16 protein-coding genes and 3 tRNA genes are annotated in these 16,023 nt (G+C 70.1%); 10 read left to right on the plus strand and 9 right to left on the minus strand.

All coding sequences use genetic code 11. The annotated features are described in order from the left end of the window. A partial coding sequence (locus AN218_RS37050) for a hypothetical protein (protein ID WP_216311801.1) occupies nucleotides 1-191 on the minus strand: 191 nt, incomplete at its 3' end. Nucleotides 192-480: 289 nt separating this feature from the next. Here AN218_RS37050 and AN218_RS38490 point away from each other — a divergent pair. The 3 genes from AN218_RS38490 to AN218_RS24935 are packed head-to-tail and all read left to right on the plus strand — an operon-like array spanning nucleotide 481 to nucleotide 3,223. Then, nucleotides 481-1,326 (plus strand): CPBP family intramembrane glutamic endopeptidase, encoded by an 846-nt coding sequence (locus tag AN218_RS38490; protein WP_070019174.1) that lies wholly within the window; start codon nucleotides 481-483, stop codon nucleotides 1,324-1,326. Then, entirely contained in the window at nucleotides 1,323-2,567 is a 1,245-nt protein-coding gene (locus tag AN218_RS38495; protein WP_070019175.1) for a sensor histidine kinase, read from the plus strand. The genes AN218_RS38490 and AN218_RS38495 overlap by 4 nt, the downstream gene beginning before the upstream one ends. After that, entirely contained in the window at nucleotides 2,564-3,223 is a 660-nt protein-coding gene (locus AN218_RS24935; protein ID WP_070019176.1) for a response regulator, read from the plus strand. Before AN218_RS38495 ends, AN218_RS24935 begins: the two co-directional genes overlap by 4 nt. Nucleotides 3,224-3,284: 61 nt before the next feature. Here AN218_RS24935 and AN218_RS24940 read toward each other — a convergent pair whose 3' ends face one another. From AN218_RS24940 to AN218_RS24955, 4 genes are all read right to left on the minus strand, one after another. Next, nucleotides 3,285-3,650 (minus strand): nuclear transport factor 2 family protein, encoded by a 366-nt coding sequence (locus tag AN218_RS24940; RefSeq protein ID WP_171908785.1) that lies wholly within the window; start codon nucleotides 3,648-3,650, stop codon nucleotides 3,285-3,287. A 37-nt stretch (nucleotides 3,651-3,687) separates the two neighbouring features. Then, nucleotides 3,688-3,894 (minus strand): hypothetical protein, encoded by a 207-nt coding sequence (locus AN218_RS24945; RefSeq protein WP_244900680.1) that lies wholly within the window; start codon nucleotides 3,892-3,894, stop codon nucleotides 3,688-3,690. Nucleotides 3,895-4,170: 276 nt separating this feature from the next. After that, entirely contained in the window at nucleotides 4,171-4,980 is an 810-nt protein-coding gene (locus tag AN218_RS35680; RefSeq protein WP_070019177.1) for a pentapeptide repeat-containing protein, read from the minus strand. Between the two features lie 236 nt (nucleotides 4,981-5,216). Next, nucleotides 5,217-5,843 carry a hypothetical protein gene (locus AN218_RS24955; protein ID WP_141747687.1) on the minus strand — a complete coding sequence of 209 codons (627 nt, stop codon included), beginning with the start codon at nucleotides 5,841-5,843 and terminating at the stop codon, nucleotides 5,217-5,219. Nucleotides 5,844-7,099: 1,256 nt separating this feature from the next. Between AN218_RS24955 and AN218_RS24960 the strand changes: the two genes are divergently transcribed. Genes AN218_RS24960 through AN218_RS24970 form a run of 3 tightly spaced genes read left to right on the plus strand, consistent with a single transcriptional unit; the run spans nucleotide 7,100 to nucleotide 9,933 of the window. After that, nucleotides 7,100-7,414: a WXG100 family type VII secretion target gene (locus AN218_RS24960; RefSeq protein WP_070019179.1), complete on the plus strand. Its 315-nt coding sequence runs from the start codon at nucleotides 7,100-7,102 to the stop codon at nucleotides 7,412-7,414. Between the two features lie 3 nt (nucleotides 7,415-7,417). Continuing rightward, entirely contained in the window at nucleotides 7,418-8,488 is a 1,071-nt protein-coding gene (locus AN218_RS24965; RefSeq protein WP_070019180.1) for a WXG100 family type VII secretion target, read from the plus strand. 32 nt (nucleotides 8,489-8,520) lie between these two features. Further along, nucleotides 8,521-9,933 (plus strand): hypothetical protein, encoded by a 1,413-nt coding sequence (locus AN218_RS24970; protein ID WP_141747688.1) that lies wholly within the window; start codon nucleotides 8,521-8,523, stop codon nucleotides 9,931-9,933. A 371-nt stretch (nucleotides 9,934-10,304) separates the two neighbouring features. Here the strand turns inward: AN218_RS24970 and AN218_RS24975 are convergent. The 4 genes from AN218_RS24975 to AN218_RS24990 all read right to left on the minus strand — a co-directional run bounded on the left by AN218_RS24975 (nucleotide 10,305) and on the right by AN218_RS24990 (nucleotide 12,368). Next, nucleotides 10,305-10,378 (minus strand) — tRNA-Phe (locus AN218_RS24975). 4 nt (nucleotides 10,379-10,382) lie between these two features. Then, a tRNA-Asp gene (locus tag AN218_RS24980) sits at nucleotides 10,383-10,457 on the minus strand. 39 nt (nucleotides 10,458-10,496) lie between these two features. Beyond that, nucleotides 10,497-10,569: transfer RNA gene (locus AN218_RS24985), tRNA-Glu, on the minus strand. A gap of 83 nt (nucleotides 10,570-10,652) precedes the next feature. Next, entirely contained in the window at nucleotides 10,653-12,368 is a 1,716-nt protein-coding gene (locus AN218_RS24990) for a metallophosphoesterase family protein (protein ID WP_079132557.1), read from the minus strand. Between the two features lie 115 nt (nucleotides 12,369-12,483). Here AN218_RS24990 and AN218_RS24995 point away from each other — a divergent pair, with 115 nt between their 5' ends. The 4 genes from AN218_RS24995 to AN218_RS25010 form a co-directional block, all read left to right on the plus strand. After that, a complete protein-coding gene (locus AN218_RS24995; RefSeq protein WP_070019182.1) occupies nucleotides 12,484-12,846 on the plus strand; it encodes a metallopeptidase family protein in 363 nt (120 codons plus the stop codon). Further along, complete coding sequence (locus AN218_RS25000; protein ID WP_079132558.1) at nucleotides 12,843-13,463, plus strand: fluoride efflux transporter FluC; 621 nt, start codon at nucleotides 12,843-12,845, stop codon at nucleotides 13,461-13,463. The genes AN218_RS24995 and AN218_RS25000 overlap by 4 nt, the downstream gene beginning before the upstream one ends. Then, nucleotides 13,460-13,834: a fluoride efflux transporter CrcB gene (gene crcB / locus AN218_RS25005; protein WP_070019183.1), complete on the plus strand. Its 375-nt coding sequence runs from the start codon at nucleotides 13,460-13,462 to the stop codon at nucleotides 13,832-13,834. Before AN218_RS25000 ends, crcB begins: the two co-directional genes overlap by 4 nt. 624 nt (nucleotides 13,835-14,458) lie before the next feature. Further along, nucleotides 14,459-16,023: DEAD/DEAH box helicase (locus tag AN218_RS25010; RefSeq protein WP_070019184.1), on the plus strand; the 1,565-nt coding region annotated here is incomplete at its 3' end.

Consider the following 16,023-nt stretch of genomic DNA (forward strand, 5'->3'; position numbering starts at 1 on the left):
GCACCCGTGAGCGCGAGCGCCGTGAGCGCCGTGAGCGCGGCCGCGGCGACGACGGCGGCGGTACGGGTGGCGCTACGAGCGCCGGTACGGGTGGTGGTCGTACGGGTGCCGGTGGCACGGGTGGTTGTTGTGGCGGAGGTGGCGGTGGTGGCGGCGCGTGCCGCGGATCTGTAGCGCCCGGACAGCTTCATGGATGTGTTCCCCTCGTGGTCGTCCCCCGGAGCCTGCGCGGGCTCGCGCGGCGGCCCAATCATGCTGTGCCGCCTGCCGGTTGACCAGTGCACGGGCGGTGGCGGACGGGCTCCCCGCACACCCCCGCACACCTCTCCACGTCCCTCCCGAGGACTCCGTACCGGACCCTGTCCCCCGCGCGAGCTACGCGCAGGTGTCCACCGCACGGTGACGATTACGGGCCGCCGGATCCATAGCGTTCCGGTCAGCCCGCGGCGCCCTGTCCGCGGACCTGGCGAAGGAGTCCTCATGAGACTGGTCTGGCAGTTCGCGGCCGTGGCGGCCGTCGCCTTCCTCGGCGGCAGGAGCATCGAGGCGGTGAAGGGCGACCCGTGGCCGATGTTCGCGGTCGGCCTCCTGACATGCGTGCTCGCGGTGCCGGTCTACGGATGGGTCGTACGGCGTACCGAGCGCCGCCCGTCCACCGAAGTGGCACGCAAGGGCGCCGGGAGCGCGCTCGTCCGGGGCACGCTGGCGGGTGTCGCGCTGTTCGCCGCGGTCGTCGTGAACATCGCCTTCCTCGGCGGTTACGAGGTCGACGGACTGGGCTCGGCCACGGGCGCCGTGGGCCTCCTCGGCTTCATGGCCGCCGCCGCGGTGACGGAGGAACTCCTCTTCCGCGGCGTCCTGTTCCGCATCGTCGAGGAACGTCTCGGCACCTGGATCGCGCTCGCGCTGACCGGCACGCTGTTCGGCCTGGCCCATCTGCCCAACCCGCACGCCGGGGTGTGGGGCGCCGTCGCCGTCGCGATCGAGGCCGGGGGCATGCTCACCGCCGCGTACGTCGCCACCCGCACCCTGTGGGTCCCGATCGGCCTGCACTTCGGCTGGAACTTCGCCGCCGGCGGGATCTTCAGCACCGAGGTCTCGGGCAACGGCGCCTCCAAGGGCCTGCTGGACTCCACGATGTCGGGCCCGTCGCTGATCACCGGCGGCGAGTTCGGCCCCGAAGGCAGCGTGTACGCAGTGGTGTTCTGCGTGCTGGCCACCGTCGCCTTCCTGTGGCTCGCCCGCCGCCGCGGCAATCTGGTCCCCCGCAGGCGGCGCACCGAGCAGGCCGAACTGTCCGACGCCCGCACTACACTTCCCCGGTGATCGGTCTTCGGCGGCTCCCGGACCTGTGGCGGCGGCTGGACGTCACGGTCCGGGACCTCACGCTCGGACTGCTGATCCTTCTCGCGTCGTATCTGCCGGCGTTCCAGACCCACGGCACCCAGCTCGGCAACCTCCCGGCCCGTCCCTTCGACGCGCTGGCCTTCGCGGCGGTCGCCCTCGAAAGCCTCCCGCTCGCGGTGCGCCGGCGGCTGCCGGTCGTCTCGCTCGCGCTGGTCTCGCTCGGCTTCGCCGTCGACCAACTCCGCGGCTACCACTCGCTCGCGGGCACCGCGCTGCCCATCGCGCTGCTGAGCGTGGGCGCCTATCTGGAACGGCGCCGGCGCGAGACCGCGGTCGCCTTCTCCGCCGCGTACGTACCGCTGGCGGTGGCGCTCCACCAGATCGGTGCGCGGCTCGGTACGGGCGAACCCGTGGTCGAGTTCGTGACGTTCTATCTGGCGCTGGCCCTCGCCTGGGCCGTCGGAGCATGGCTGCGCTCCACGCGGATCGCGGAGGCCGAACGCCGCCGCCGCGTCGCCGAGGACACCCGCGCCGCCGAACGCACCCGTATCGCCCGCGAACTGCACGACGTGGTGACCCACCACGTCACGGCGATGGTCGTACAGGCCGAGGCGGCGCGCTATCTGACCGCCGCCCCGGACCGGCTCGACCAGGCGCTGACCGCCGTCAGCGACACCGGGCGGCGTGCCGTCACCGATCTGCGGCGCCTGCTCGACCTGCTCCAGCCCGACCACGGCACCGACGAACGGACGCCCACCGTGGGCCGGTTCGTCACCCTCGTCGAACAGACCCGCCGGGCCGGGCAGCCGGTGGAGTTCACCGAGGAGGGCGCTCCGGCCGAACCGTCCGGCAGCGCGGGCCTGGTGGCCTACCGGGTGGTGCAGGAGGCGCTGACGAACGCCCTCAAGTACGCGCACGGCAGCCGCACTTCGGTACGGGTGCGCCACGGCGAAAGGGAGATCACCGTGGAGGTCAGCACGGACGGGGCCGGCAGGCGGGCGCCGGACACGGAGACCGGTGCCGGTGCCGGTGCCGGAACCGGGGCCGGGGCCGGGGCCGGGGCCGCGGCGAGGAACGGCTTCCCGGTCGGCAGCGGCCGCGGCCTCGCCGGCCTCCGCGAACGCGTCGACGTCCTGGACGGCGACTTCAGCGCGGGCCGCTCCGCGGGCGGGGACTTCGTCGTACGGGCCCGGATACCCGCCGCCGGGAGCCCCTCGTGACGGCACCGACCCGGGTCCTGATCTGCGACGACCAGGTGCTGATCCGTACGGGACTGGCCACGATCGTCGACGCGCAGCCCGACCTCGAAGTGGCGGGCGAGTGCGGCGACGGCCGGGCCGCGGTCGACCTCGCGGCCCGACTGCGCCCGGACGTCGTGGTGATGGACATCCGCATGCCGGTGCTCGACGGCCTGGAGGCCACCCGCCTGCTGGCCGGCGCGGGCGTGGAACACCCCGTCAAGGTGCTGGTGGTCACCACGTTCAACCTGGACGAGTACGTCTACGAGGCGCTGCGCGCCGGAGCCAGCGGCTTCCTCCTCAAGGACGCACCGCCGGCCCAACTCCTGCACGGCATACGGACGGTGGCCCTGGGCGCGGCCCTGCTCGACCCGGAGGTCACCCGCCGCCTCGTGGGCAAGTACGCGGCCCGCATCCGCCCCGCCGAGGACGCCCCGCGGGACATCCCGCTCACCCCGCGCGAACTGGAGGTCCTCCGCCTCATCGCGGACGGCCTCTCCAACAGCGAGATCGCCGGCGCCCTCCAGATCAGCCAGGAGACGGTGAAGACCTTCGTCTCCCGCATCCTCACGAAGCTCGACCTCCGCGACCGCGTCCAGGCGGTCGTCTACGCCTACCGCCAGGGCCTGGTGACCTGACCCGCGCGAGCTGTACGGGGACGGCGGGGTCCGCGGGGATCCGCGATGCGCCCGGTGCCTGTTAATCGGGCCGTGTCCGTGAGTCCACGGTGGGCGTCCCTTGGTGATGGAACATCTGCCACCTGCCCGGAGCCACCCGCCGCCACAGCGAAGTCCGGTGCGCCCGGCGGCCGTTGTTCTCCGAGGTGTACTTCACCATCACCAGCCCGTCGGCCAGCCGGAACCCACGCATGCGCTCCACGCGGATCGCCTCACCCTCCGGATCGGTATACGCGGCGACGCGTTCCGCGGTCCCTTCGACCCCGAACTCGGCGCCGGAGGCCCCGAACTCATGAAAGTCCGGCGCGAGGAAACCGCCCAACCGCCCGGGATCGGCCCGGCATTCCGGCGTCAAAGTCTCGTACTCCGCAGCGATCACGTCGCTCACCTGCGGATCGTCGCCGCTGCTCCCGGCCACCATCAGGTCAGGCGTCCGAGTCACTGCCGAGCCGATCCGAGCCCGGCCTTCTGCCCCTGCGCCCCGACAGCCGCACCAACTCGCCCGCCGCCTGCGTCGCAAGGGCCACCCCACGCACCCAGCGCGGTCCGCCCCGCGCCGCCCACACCACGCAGACACACCCTCCGACGACGAGCACGAGAACGCCGACCAGCACGAATACGAGCACGCTCATTCCCCTCCCGCCGTAGGGAACCAAGAAGCCCCCGCCGATCAGTCTCGACGAGGGCTTCTCGCTGTTCAACTGCGGTGGCTGGGGCCGGGGTCGAACCGGCGACCTTCCGCTTTTCAGGCCGTGACCGAGATGTACAGGAGCACAGGGTGTCCGACATCAGCGATGTGGCGGAGTCGCTGTTGCCTGCCGTTGTTGGCGTATGAGTTGGCGTACGCCACGGGGATGTCGGCCGGGTTCGTGGCATGGGCCCGAAGTCGCTCAGGGCACGGCCTGAACTTATGCCCGTGGTGGCTGTGGAAGAGGGCCCCACTCGATGTCAACGCCGCTTCTGATCGTGGCACCTTCGAACGAGACCGTGCCCTCTCCGATCGAAGCGTTGCCGAAGCGGACTTCGCCGCCGCTGAGGGTGGCGTTGTTGAAGGAGACCGGACCTCGGAAGTGGCATTGCGAGAAATCGCCGCCGTCGAGGGTCGCGCCAGTGAAGTCGAGGGCGTACGTGGACCAGGCGGTGGTGGCGTCCGGGTGGCGCAGGTGGTCGCGGATGATGCTGATGACGGTCAGGCGTACCTCTCGCTCACCGATCTTGTGTCCTTCTGCAGATGGATCAGGTTGGTAGGGCATGCGTAGGTACGCGCACAAGACGTCTATGCAGACCTGGCGTTGCTCTTCCCAGTCATCGGCTAGGCGGGCGAGCGCGTAGACGCCAGCGAGTCGTACGGCGGCTTGTTCATGGCCGAGCTGTTCGGCGGCGGTGGTGTAGCGATCGGCGAGCTGGCTGGCGTCGGCCCGGTGAGCGTCGCCTTCGGCGAGGAGCTGCTTCCGGTAGGCGTAGATGCCAGCGAGGACGGCACCCATCAGCGTCAGGACGGTCACGGTCGTCTTGATGACATCGTTAATGTCGACCGGCTTTCGCGGCTTCTGGGTACTGGTCGGGTGGGATAGCAGTCCGTACACGTAGTGGAAGACGACGAGGCTCAGAGCAGCGACCACCAGCAGAGCCAGCGGTGCCACGATCCAGACGGACCACAGCTTGGGGGTGTGCCTGCCTCGCGGAGCCTCGCGCTGCTGCCGTAATGAGATCACCACCCAAGAAGCATGACGGTGATCGGTAGCTGCGGGCCAACAGAATCCCAATCCTTGTCGCTGACCAGGACAACGGCGGAGCGCTGTAGAGCACAGTGTGCCGTCAGCGGTGTGTAGATTCGCTGGTGATCTGACGTCCATCAAGCCATCGGCGCGGAGGTTTCCAGACGTTGTTAACACGTCGCAGTAGGTCGCCGACTTGGCGGGCAGGCTGACTGCCGGAGAGAGCCGGCTGTGTGTCATGTGGCGCTGAACTGGGGGAACTTGTGATCGTCCGGCGACACCTGCAAGAGGAAGACGAACTTGCTCAGCACGTCGTGGACAAATTCAACACTCCACTTGATTGGCCCGAGGACGGAGGGCTGAACACCGGGCACGTTGTGAAGATTGCTGCCGCGACAGCCTGCGACGTCGCGTACAACCAGGCCGCTAACGGTCATCTGGTCGACCTTTTCGCTGTGCTCCCGCTGCCGGGTACCTCTGAAGGACGCCAGTTTTGGGCCTCTTTGAAGGACGCGGGTGGTCGAGCCGCCTGGAACATTCACCCTGCCAATGCAGGTGGCCTGTTCTTTAGTTACCTGATCGACGGAAACGAGGCGGGCATTGCCGGTCGCGTGCTCAGCTTCTTGGAAGAGGTCGACGATCAGCAGCGTGACGCCGTGGCCGAAGTGATCGGCTGTGCCCTGGATCACGACCCATTCATCGGGACCGGCCGATATCACGGGAGGCTGTGGCTGCGTGACGCCGAAACCACCGCCTGGCACGTTCTGCTCGCCAGCCGTCGGGCACACGAGACAGAGGAGGACCGGAAGCGATTCCTTGAAGCCTGTAGCAACGCCTGAGCAGAGTTGCAGGAGTGGCTGCACTTTGCCTCAGCCGTTTCGAGGTTACGGCCGCGATGGGGATGCGGCGCGGTGAGTCGCCGGGGCTACTCCGGGAGGCGATCGATTACGAGCGCGGCACGCTCATTGTTGAGCGATCCCTGCAACGGGTCCGCGGGGAACTCCAGTTGGTCCGTCCCAAGACACGCTCCTCCGTCCGCACGGTCCCGCTTGCGCCCCTCGTGGGGCGGGCTCTGATGGAGCACCGCGGAGCGGGAAGCGTAGGAGCGGGCCGCGGCTGGGAGACGAGTGGAAGGAGCACGGCCTCGTCTTCACGTCGCGGGTCGGCACACCGCTGGAGCCGGACAACCTGCGGCGTAGCTGGTATCCGCTCGGGCTCGACGCTCGATTTCTCGACCTACGGCGCTCCTGCATCACGCTGCTGCTCGATCTGCGGTGCCGCCGCACATCGTGCAGCAGATCGCTGGCCACAGCGGGATGGAGATCACAATGCAGGTCTACGCCCACGCCTCGTTGGATGAACAGCGGAAAGCCCTCGGACGTCTGGAAGGCACCTTGCTGTAGCGGATCGCTGCCGTTGGCGTCAGAACTGGCGTCATCCGGCACGAAAAAGCCCCTACCGAGCGATCTCGACAGGGGCTTCTCGTTGTTCAACTGCGGTGGCTGGGGCCGGGGTCGAACCGGCGACCTTCGGCTTTCAGGCGGTGACAGATTTTCAGGCGGTGACAGAGGGCGAAAGGCACTGGTGGCACGGCATCCGGGATGCGGTGCTGTTCTTTGTCGGCTGCTGCCGTTGGCGTACGGGTTGGCGTACACAGCGCTTCGTCGGTCGCGCTTCTCTCCCCCCTACCGCCGTGCTCTGACACACCTTGTGAGCACGCTCGATGTGAAGTGTCAGTCAGGGTCCGAGCGGTGGCTCATGCCGGGGGTGCGGGTGAGTGCAACGCGCACCACTGCGGGTCGGTAGCAGTTCTCGGGTGCGCACCGACGTGAGGTACCTCTGTTGCAATCCAGGGCGGTGGCGCTGACACGCCCGCTGGCGGATGCCCGCACGGCTCAGTTAAGGCCGAGTGATGGGCAGGGCTTGCGTTTGGTCGTGGACAGAAAGTCGACGGAGTAAGCGCGGAGCGACCGCTCAGCATCGTCAAGTGCCCTGATCCGAGCGAGCGTTCGCCATGCAACCGAATCCCGATACAGTTGCGTGAGTATGGAACGTCCGTTCCCGTCGGCGGGCGTATGAGCTATGACGGCCCAGCGGAGGGCCGGGAACGGGGGCAGGGATGTCGGGCTTCCATATCGATCCGGGCGAAATGGCCAAGTTCGCCAAGTCCTTCGAGCAGCGGGCCCAGGAACTCGGGGAAGCACTCGCCAAGTTCAAGCCGAAGACGGACGCTGAGGCCATTCACGACGGCTTCGGCATCATGACCGAGTCCGAAGAGGTCACCTCGGCTTACATCGAGCTGTCGGGGGACATGGAGAAGACTGTCGAGGGGTTGCAGAAGCATCTCGACAAGATCGCCGACGGCATCAAGCAGAATGCGAAGAACACAGAGGCTGCCGACGAGGCGCTCTCCGGCATCTTCAAGGCGAAGTGAGCCGTGGGGGAAGAATCAGCAGCCGAGAAGGTATACGAAGCCGGACTTGAACTGATCAACCCGGGCGGCGACCCAGGCAAGCTCCGTGAGGCTGCCACCGCCTGGAAGGCGATTGGCGCCGCCCTCGACAAGATGGTCACGGACCTCGACCGGGACTGGCGGCGGGTGAAAGGCGCCGGCGCCTGGACCGGTCCTTCCGCGGACGCCTTCGACAAGCACTGGCAAGAGCTGAAGAAGGCCGTCGAGGACACAACTCCGCAGTGCGACAACGCGGCGAAACACCTCAACGACGCCGCCGACAGCATCGAGGACATCAACGATCAGATCCACCAGATCTATCTGGAGATCGGGGTCTCGGTTGGCGTCTCGGTGGCCCTGTCGTTCGTGACCGTGGGCTTCTCGGCGGCGGCCGGTGCCGCACGGGCCGCGCAACTCGCGGCGCGGGCCACGCAGTTGGCCGGACGACTCGGGCAGATCCTGACGCGGATCGCGCAGTCGTTCCGCACCGTCGCTCAGGCGATGCGCGGGCAGCGGTTCATCAAGAACGTGCTGGTGAACTGGGCCAGCAACACGGGCGCAACGGTCATTTCCAAGACCGCCACGGGGCAGGACGTCGACCTGGCGGAAGCAGCTTGGCAGGGCGGTCTTTCCGCGGGAGTGGGCACCGGTCCGGGCCTCGCCGTCACGAAGAAGGTCGGCGGTCTCGCGGGCAATATGGCCGGTGGCGTCGCCGGCAACGTCTCGGGCGGCCTGGCCGTGGACGGGGTCAACTCAGCGCGCGGAGAGGGCCCCGGCCTGGACGGCGCCGGGTGGAACGCCCTCTTCAACGCGGCGGGCGGTGCGGCCGGCGGGGCGGCGGCCCATGGGGCGAACACACAGATGCCCGCCCACAGGGATAGCCCGCACCTCTCCATCGAAGGACCCTTGAACGGGATCAGCTACGGTGCGGCCAACTCGGTGAACGAGGTGGTTCAAGGGAACGCGCAGTACGGGGACGACAAGGACTCCGCGGCTGGGAGTACGGGCGCGCAGCACAAGAGCGCACAGGACAAGATGAGGGACGACTTCGGGTGATCCAACGCGACTGGAGGCTCCGGGCTGCCACGGTGGTGGGATGGCTGGGCGTGCTCGCCTTCGCCGCATGCCTGCTGGTACGGATGGTGGCGCCGTATCCCCGCTGGGACTTGCTGGCCTGCTTGCTGGTGGTGGCCGCCGCTTCCGGGTACTGGGTTGTCCGGGTGCGCGGGGCCGCCGCCAGTGGCGGCGGTGGTGACCGGGTGCGGTACTGGTGGCCGCGGCGGCGGGTTACCGGTGCGTGCATCGCTGTGCTGGTGCTCTCCGTTACGTCCCTGCTGGCCGTTACGTCCGCGGAGTCGGCCACGGAAGAGCTCCTGCGCATCCGTGCGGGCGACCCCACCATCGCTCCCGTCGAAATCGTGGAGGTCCACGACGTCCGGAGGTATGAGGACCAGAGCAAAGTCCGGTTTCGCTCGCACGTCTCTGTCACGCCCGCTGAAGGGGACACAGAGCGCGATGAACAGTCGCGGATGCAGGGCGAGGTGGAGCTGCGGCAGCCCGCCAAGGCAGGTGATCTGGTGTGGGGCCTGTATTCTCCGGACGCCCCACAGCGCGGCGCCATCCTGGGGCCGGAGCGGGACCTGAAGGCGCTCATCCAGGGAGGTCCTTCCACGCTCGGCTATGTCGCGCTGGCCATCATCGGACTGTCCGTACTCGGGTACGCCGCGGTCGGTCTGTTCACCAGGAACTCCCAGCCGCTGGCCGCCTCCTTCCAGGACGCGCGGGACCGCGTCCGGCGCGCCCGCGTGCGGGTGGCCACGGTCACCGCCGGGCGGCATCTGCGGCGCAACTCGAAGGTGAAGGGCGGTTGGGACCGCAGCAGTCCGTGCCCCGCACTGCGCCTCACCTCGGGTGAGGAGACCCAGGACTTCTTCGTGGACCGTTGCCTGGAACCGCAGGTGCTGGCCGCGGAGTTGGTGGGACGGACCGGGCGGTTGTACTGGCAGACCCCCGCCCCGGATCAGGCTGCAGCCTCGGACGAGACCGCCGCCCCGGACGATCCGGCGCGCGTGAGTAGCGCGGTGCTGGTCCTGGACGACCGTCCGGACGACCTCCGCTACGTGTACGGGGAGGTCTCAGGCGGACTCCACGGCCCCGGCCTGACCTCGGAGGCGGCCCCGGAGAGTCCCTACGAGGCAGCCCGGCCCGTGTACGCAGTCGGCCCCTATGCCATCTGGCACCCCGGTAGCTTCCGCCCCGTGACCGCAGGGCTCACCGCGGCTCTCCTCGCCGCCGCGCTGCTCGCTACGGGCGCGGGCGCGGAGACCGGCTACGGCGGCTCCAGGCTGCTGTGGGTGGTCGGTCCGCTCATCTTCGGCGCCCCAATCCTCGGGCTCATGCTCACCGCCCGCCGCGTGACCGTTCGGCTACGAGAGCTGCAACTCAGCACGGGCGGTCTGGAGGCCCAGGACCCTCAAGCCAAGCGTGAGGCAGCAAGCTAGCGCGCGATCCCCCAACGTGAAGGAGCAGCCCTCGAGTTGGGGCCGTCCCTTGCGCGTGTTGGATCAGCCGTTGTCAGCGGCCTACGAGAGGTCAGCCGACCCTGCTGGGCACGTCCGCTCCTCCACTCACGGCCACGCTCTACAACTCCACGCCGTACACCGAGGTTCCTGGCGCAGCTGACCGTGTGGCAGCTGCGGCTGCCTACACCTCATACAACATCAGCAGGGCTTGCCCTGCGCGGCGGCGCCGATGAGATGAGTGCCGCACCGTGACCGTTGTGCGTCGACGGCGGCGTACGCGTTGGCGTACACGTGCAGCAGAAAGGCCCTGACGGATAACCCGTCAGGGCCTTTCTGCTGTTCAACTGCGGTGGCTGGGGCCGGGGTCGAACCGGCGACCTTCCGCTTTTCAGGCGGACGCTCGTACCAACTGAGCTACCCAGCCGCAGCGGTCCTGACGGGATTTGAACCCGCGGCCTCCACCTTGACAGGGTGGCGAGCACTCCAAACTGCTCCACAGGACCAAGCATCGCGCGAGCACAAGTCTCGCACAGTGTGGTGCGTGCCCCCAACGGGATTCGAACCCGTGCTACCGCCTTGAAAGGGCGGCGTCCTGGGCCACTAGACGATGAGGGCTGATGGCCCACCTGGGCGCTTCACTAGCCAGCGCGTCGGGGACGTGAGAAGCATATGGGATAGCCCAGCGTTCGCCAAAACGGTTACGGGGAGCCCGACGTCCCGGGGGACGGGCCCCCGGAGGGCGGGGGCGACGACGGTGTCTTCGTGGACGACGAGGACGACGGGGACGGCGGGGACGGGGAAGGACTCTCGGAGGGCGGGGAGTCCGGCTCGTCTCCGGCGAGGTGGCGGGTGACCTCCGCCGTGGTCAGGCCGAGACCGCCCAGGGTGATCTCGTCCCAGGCCTGGAGTCCCCCGTCGTCCCGGTCCAGATACAGGACGGACGCGGAGACCTTCTGCGGCTTCTCCCCCTCCACCGCGCGCAGTCCGCCGCCGCCCGTGGAGCCCTGGATCATCAGGCGGGTCTTGTGCGGCAGCGTCTCGTGGCTGCGTTCGTGGGTGTGGCCGGCGAGGGCGAGCGGTACGAGGCCGTCGGTCTCCTTCACCAGGACGGGGTTGTGGCCGATGGCGATGTCGACCGGGGTGCCCGCGGAGCGCTGGGCGCGCAGGGCGAGCGCCAGGCGGCGCCCGTCCTTGCGTTCGCGCGGGTCGCCCTGGGGCTTGACGGAGCGGTCCGGGGTGAACTGCGGATCGCCCCAGCCGGCCAGGCGCAGCCCGGCGACATTGCGGGCGACGCCCTCGTCGAGCACGTGGACGTCGCTGCCCTTCTCCTTGGCCAGTTTCTCCACGGCCTTCTGCGTCTCGTCCGAGTCATGGTTGCCGCGCACCCAGACGTACGGGGCGCCCAGGTCGCGTACGGGGTCGAGGAAGCCGTTCTCCGCGCTCGTGCCGTGGTCCATCGTGTCGCCGGTGTCGATGATCACGTCGATGTCGTACTGGTCGACGAGCGACTTGATGATCTGCCACGCGGCCGGGTTGAGGTGGATGTCGGAGACGTGCAGGACGCGGGTCGTGGACGGGTCCGGCTGGTACGCGGGGAGGGTGGAGGTGGCCTCGTAGAGCTTGGTCACGTTGGTGACGAGCCGGGCCAGTTCCCGTTGGTAGACGTCGAAGTCGGCGACGATGCTGCGCGCGTTGCCGACGACCGAGGGCGCGCCGGCCAGCAGCCCCGAGAACTTCGGTTCGAGGACGGACTTGGGGTTCCACGTCGCGTACGCCGTCGTCCCGGAGGCGGCGAGCAGCGCGAGCGCGAGGCCGCTCGCCGCGAGTGCGCGGCGCGGGCGCCGGTAGACGGCGAGGCCGAGCGCCCCCGCTCCGACGACCACGGCGACGGCGGAGCGCAGCGCGAGATCGCCGGCGCCGGCCTGTACGTCGGAGGTGATCTCGCCCTCCAGCCCCTCCAGCCGTTCCGGGTGGTCGACGAGGGCGGAGGCACGTTCCTGGTCGAGTTGGTCGACGTCCACGTCGAGGCGGAGGGGAGCGGCGTGGCTGCGCAACTCCAGGGCGCCCAGGGGCGAGACGTTGACCTTGGTGCCGCCCGTGAGGGAGGGCCGCAGCGCCATCTTGGTGTCCATGGGACCCACGGGGGCGTCGACGCTGCCGACGATCAGCAGGCCCAGCCAGGCGCCCACCAGAGCTGTCGCGGCGAGGCCGAGCGCGCGGACGTACGGGCGCGGGGCGGGCGGGACCGCGAGCGGTGCGGACGGGGCGGCGGCGTCCCGTGCTCCGCGCCGGCGGAGGAGACGCGAGCGACGCAGGGCGGACCGGAGGGACCGGAGGGAGGGGACGGGCGGAAGTTTGCGTACCCATTGCGGCAGAGCGAGCGGTTTACGGGGCTTCCTGGCGTCGCGGGCCATGAGGCCCCCTATGCCCGTCCGGTAGGCGACCTATGCGACGACCTACGGGACGGCCTGTGCGGCGAGAAGTGGGCGACCTGTGCGGCGCACGGAATCCGTGGCCGACAATGGCCGGGTGCTGGAGATGACGCGCGAGGACTTCGAGGAGCTGGTGGCCGAGGCGCTCGACCGTATTCCGCCCGAGCTGACGAGGCTGATGGACAACGTCGCCGTCTTCGTCGAGGACGAGCCCCCGGCCGACGACCCGGATCTGCTCGGCCTCTACGAGGGGACGCCGCTGACCGAGCGGGGCGAGTGGTACGCGGGCGTGCTGCCGGACCGGATCACGGTCTACCGGGGGCCGACGCTGCGCATGGTGGACGGCGAGGACGGCGGTCGCGAGGGCGTCGTCGCAGAGGTGGAGGTGACGGTCGTCCACGAGATCGCCCACCACTTCGGCATCGACGACGAGCGGCTGCACGAGCTGGGGTACGGGTGAGCGCCGGTCACGGGCCGGACGGCGAGCCCGGCCACGGGCATCACCACAGCCACGCGCACAGTTACGCGCACAGCCACGTACACGGGCATCACGGGCCCGAGCAGGGGCCCGTCGACCCCGACGTCGATCTTCACGTACCCGCGCAGCGGGCCGAGGCCGCCGGACGTCACGGGCTGCTGGTCCTCGCCGTCATCGGCGCGGGCGGCGCGCTGGGCGCCGTCGCCCGCTACGCGCTGTCGCTGTGGCTGCCCGCCCGCGGCCCCGCGGGCTTCCCGTGGGGGATCTTCGTGGTCAACGTCTCCGGCTGTGCGCTGATCGGCGTGCTGATGGCCCTCGTCGCCGAGGACGGCCGCGACGCCCGTGCGCCCGCGCTGCTGCGGCCGTTCCTGGGCGTGGGCGTGCTGGGCGGCTTCACGACCTTCTCGACGTACGCGTCCGATGCGCTGGGTCTGCTGCGCGCGGGTCCGCACGCCCCGCACGCCGCCCTGGTCGCCGCGGCCTATCTGGCGGGGACGCTGCTGGCCGCGATCGCCGCGGTGTGGGCGGGCGCCGCGGTCACGCGCGCGCTGCTGGAAGCGCGTGAGGAGCGGGAGGCGCAGGAGGTGCGCGAGCGGTGACGTGGCTGCTGGTGGCGGTGGGCGGGATGCTCGGGGCGCCGCTGCGGTATCTGACGGACCGTGCGGTGCAGGCACGGCACGAATCGGCTTTCCCCTGGGGGACGTTCACCGTCAACATGGCCGGCAGCCTGCTGCTGGGGCTGCTGACGGGGGCGGCCGCCGCGGGGGCCGCCGGTTCGGCGGTGCTGGCGCTGCTGGGGACGGGGCTGTGCGGGGCGCTCACGACGTACTCGACGTTCTCGTACGAGACGCTCCGGCTCGCCGAGAACGGGCGCGCGGCGCTGGCGGCGGCGAACGCGGCCGCGTCGGTACTGGTCGCGCTGGGCGCCTCGGCGGTCGGATTCGCCGTGGCGCGGGGCGTGTTGGGCTGATCCGTCCGGCGCCTCACGGGGCCGGGGCGCGGGCTCGTCCGCCGAATCCCGCGCCGTCGGGCGCTGCCGTGCGCCGTCGCCGGCCCCGCCCCACGTACGTCTCGTCCGTACGAGGGTGCCGTCGCCACCCGACTGCCCTTGCGCGTACGGGAGTTGAGAGTCCGCAGGTCCCGGCGGTACGCCTCCGGGCAGAGCCCTGTACGGGAGCCCGCCCGTCCCGAGGCGCCGACTCCCGTACGGGGCGGGCCAGTTCGCGGAGGGCGGCGCCCGACCGTCCGCGCACCCGCGTACGCTTCCCCGTACGATCCGCCGCAGTGTCGGACGGACCGCAAGTGTGCCGAAGGCCACTCCCGTACCGGCGGACGCCGACGCACCCGGCCGCCCACGCCGCCACCAGCGGCGGGCCGTGCCGTGAGGGTCACGGGAGCTCCGTGGAACTCATTTGCGCCCGCTGCCGCAACGTGCGTATGCTGGTTGATCGTTTGATCCCATTTGCCCGGCGCCTTGCAGAGCGCGCCGCGTGGCGCGTTTCTCACAGCCGTGGCTGACCGCACAGAGGCGGTCTTTTGCGAATTCACGGAGTCTGGGCGCGTGCTGCTGAACTCCGGAAGGTTCGCATTTCGCATGTCTGTTGTCCCGATCGACGCTGTCCTGCCCGAGGACGAGGACACCGTCACCTTCGCCGATCTCGGGCTGGCCGAGCCCGTGGTGCGCAAGCTCGCGCAGAACGGCGTCACCATCCCCTTCCCCATCCAGGCGGCCACCATCCCGGACGCGCTGCAGGGCAAGGACATCCTCGGCCGCGGCCGTACCGGCTCCGGCAAGACCCTCTCCTTCGGGCTGCCGCTGCTCACCCGTCTCCAGGGCGCCCGTACCGAGCGCAAGCGTCCCCGAGGCGTCATCCTCACGCCCACGCGTGAGCTGGCCATGCAGGTCTCGGACGCGCTCCAGCCGTACGGCGACGTGCTCGGGCTCAAGCTGAAGGTCGTCTGCGGCGGTACGTCCATGGCGAACCAGATCACGGCCCTGGAGCGCGGCGTCGACATCCTCGTCGCCACCCCGGGCCGGCTCCGCGACCTGATCGGCCGGGGCTCCTGCTCGCTGGAGAACGTCGAGACCGCGGTCCTCGACGAGGCCGACCAGATGTCCGACCTCGGCTTCATGCCCGAGGTCACCGAGCTGATGGACCAACTGCCCGAGGGCGGGCAACGGATGCTCTTCTCCGCCACGATGGAGAAGGAGATCGACACCCTCGTACGGCGCTACCTGGACGCCCCCGTGGTGCACGAGGTGGACGCGGCGCAGGGCGCGGTCACGACCATGAGCCACCACGTACTGGTGGTCAAGCCGCGCGACAAGGCGCCCCTGACCAGCGCGATCGCCTCCCGCAAGGGCCGCACGATCATCTTCGTGCGCACCCAGCTCGGTGCCGACCGCGTCGCCGAGCAGCTCCGCGAGGGCGGCGTCGGCGCGGAGGCGCTGCACGGCGGGATGACGCAGGGCGCGCGGACGCGGACCATGGCGGACTTCAAGGACGGCAAGGTCAACGTGCTGGTCGCCACCGACGTCGCGGCGCGCGGCATCCACGTCGACAACATCGACCTGGTGCTCAACGTCGACCCGGCCGGCGACCACAAGGACTATCTGCACCGCTCGGGGCGTACGGCCCGAGCGGGGCTCTCCGGCACCGTCGTCTCGCTCGCGCTGCCGCACCAGCGGCGGCAGATCTTCCGGTTGATGGAGGACGCGGGCGTCGACGCCTCGCGGCACATCATCGGACGCGGCGACGTCTTCGACGAGGAAGTGACGCGGATCACCGGTGCGCGTTCGCTGACGGAGGTCCAGGCCGAGTCGTCGGCGAACGCCGCCAAGCAGGCCGAGCGGGAGGCCGCCCGGCTCGCCCGGCAGCTCGAGCGCGCGCAGCAGCGTGCGACCGAACTGCGCGAGGAATCGGAGCGGTTGACGGCGCGCGCGGCGCGTGAACGCGGGGACGACCCGGAGACCGCCGTCGCCGAGGCCGCCGAGACCCTGGCCGCCGAGGTCGAGGTCGAGGTGCAGCGGGAGCTGCGCCGGGAGCAGCGCCGCGAGGAGCGGGAGCAGCGCGACCGCGAGCAGCGGGACCGTGAGCCGCGTGATCAGCGCGACCAGCGGCACCAGCGCCGCGACGGCAACGGCGGTGGCAACGGTAA

It is taken from the genome of Streptomyces nanshensis (assembly GCF_001751255.1).
GTDB classification, from domain to species: domain Bacteria; phylum Actinomycetota; class Actinomycetes; order Streptomycetales; family Streptomycetaceae; genus Streptomyces; species Streptomyces nanshensis_A.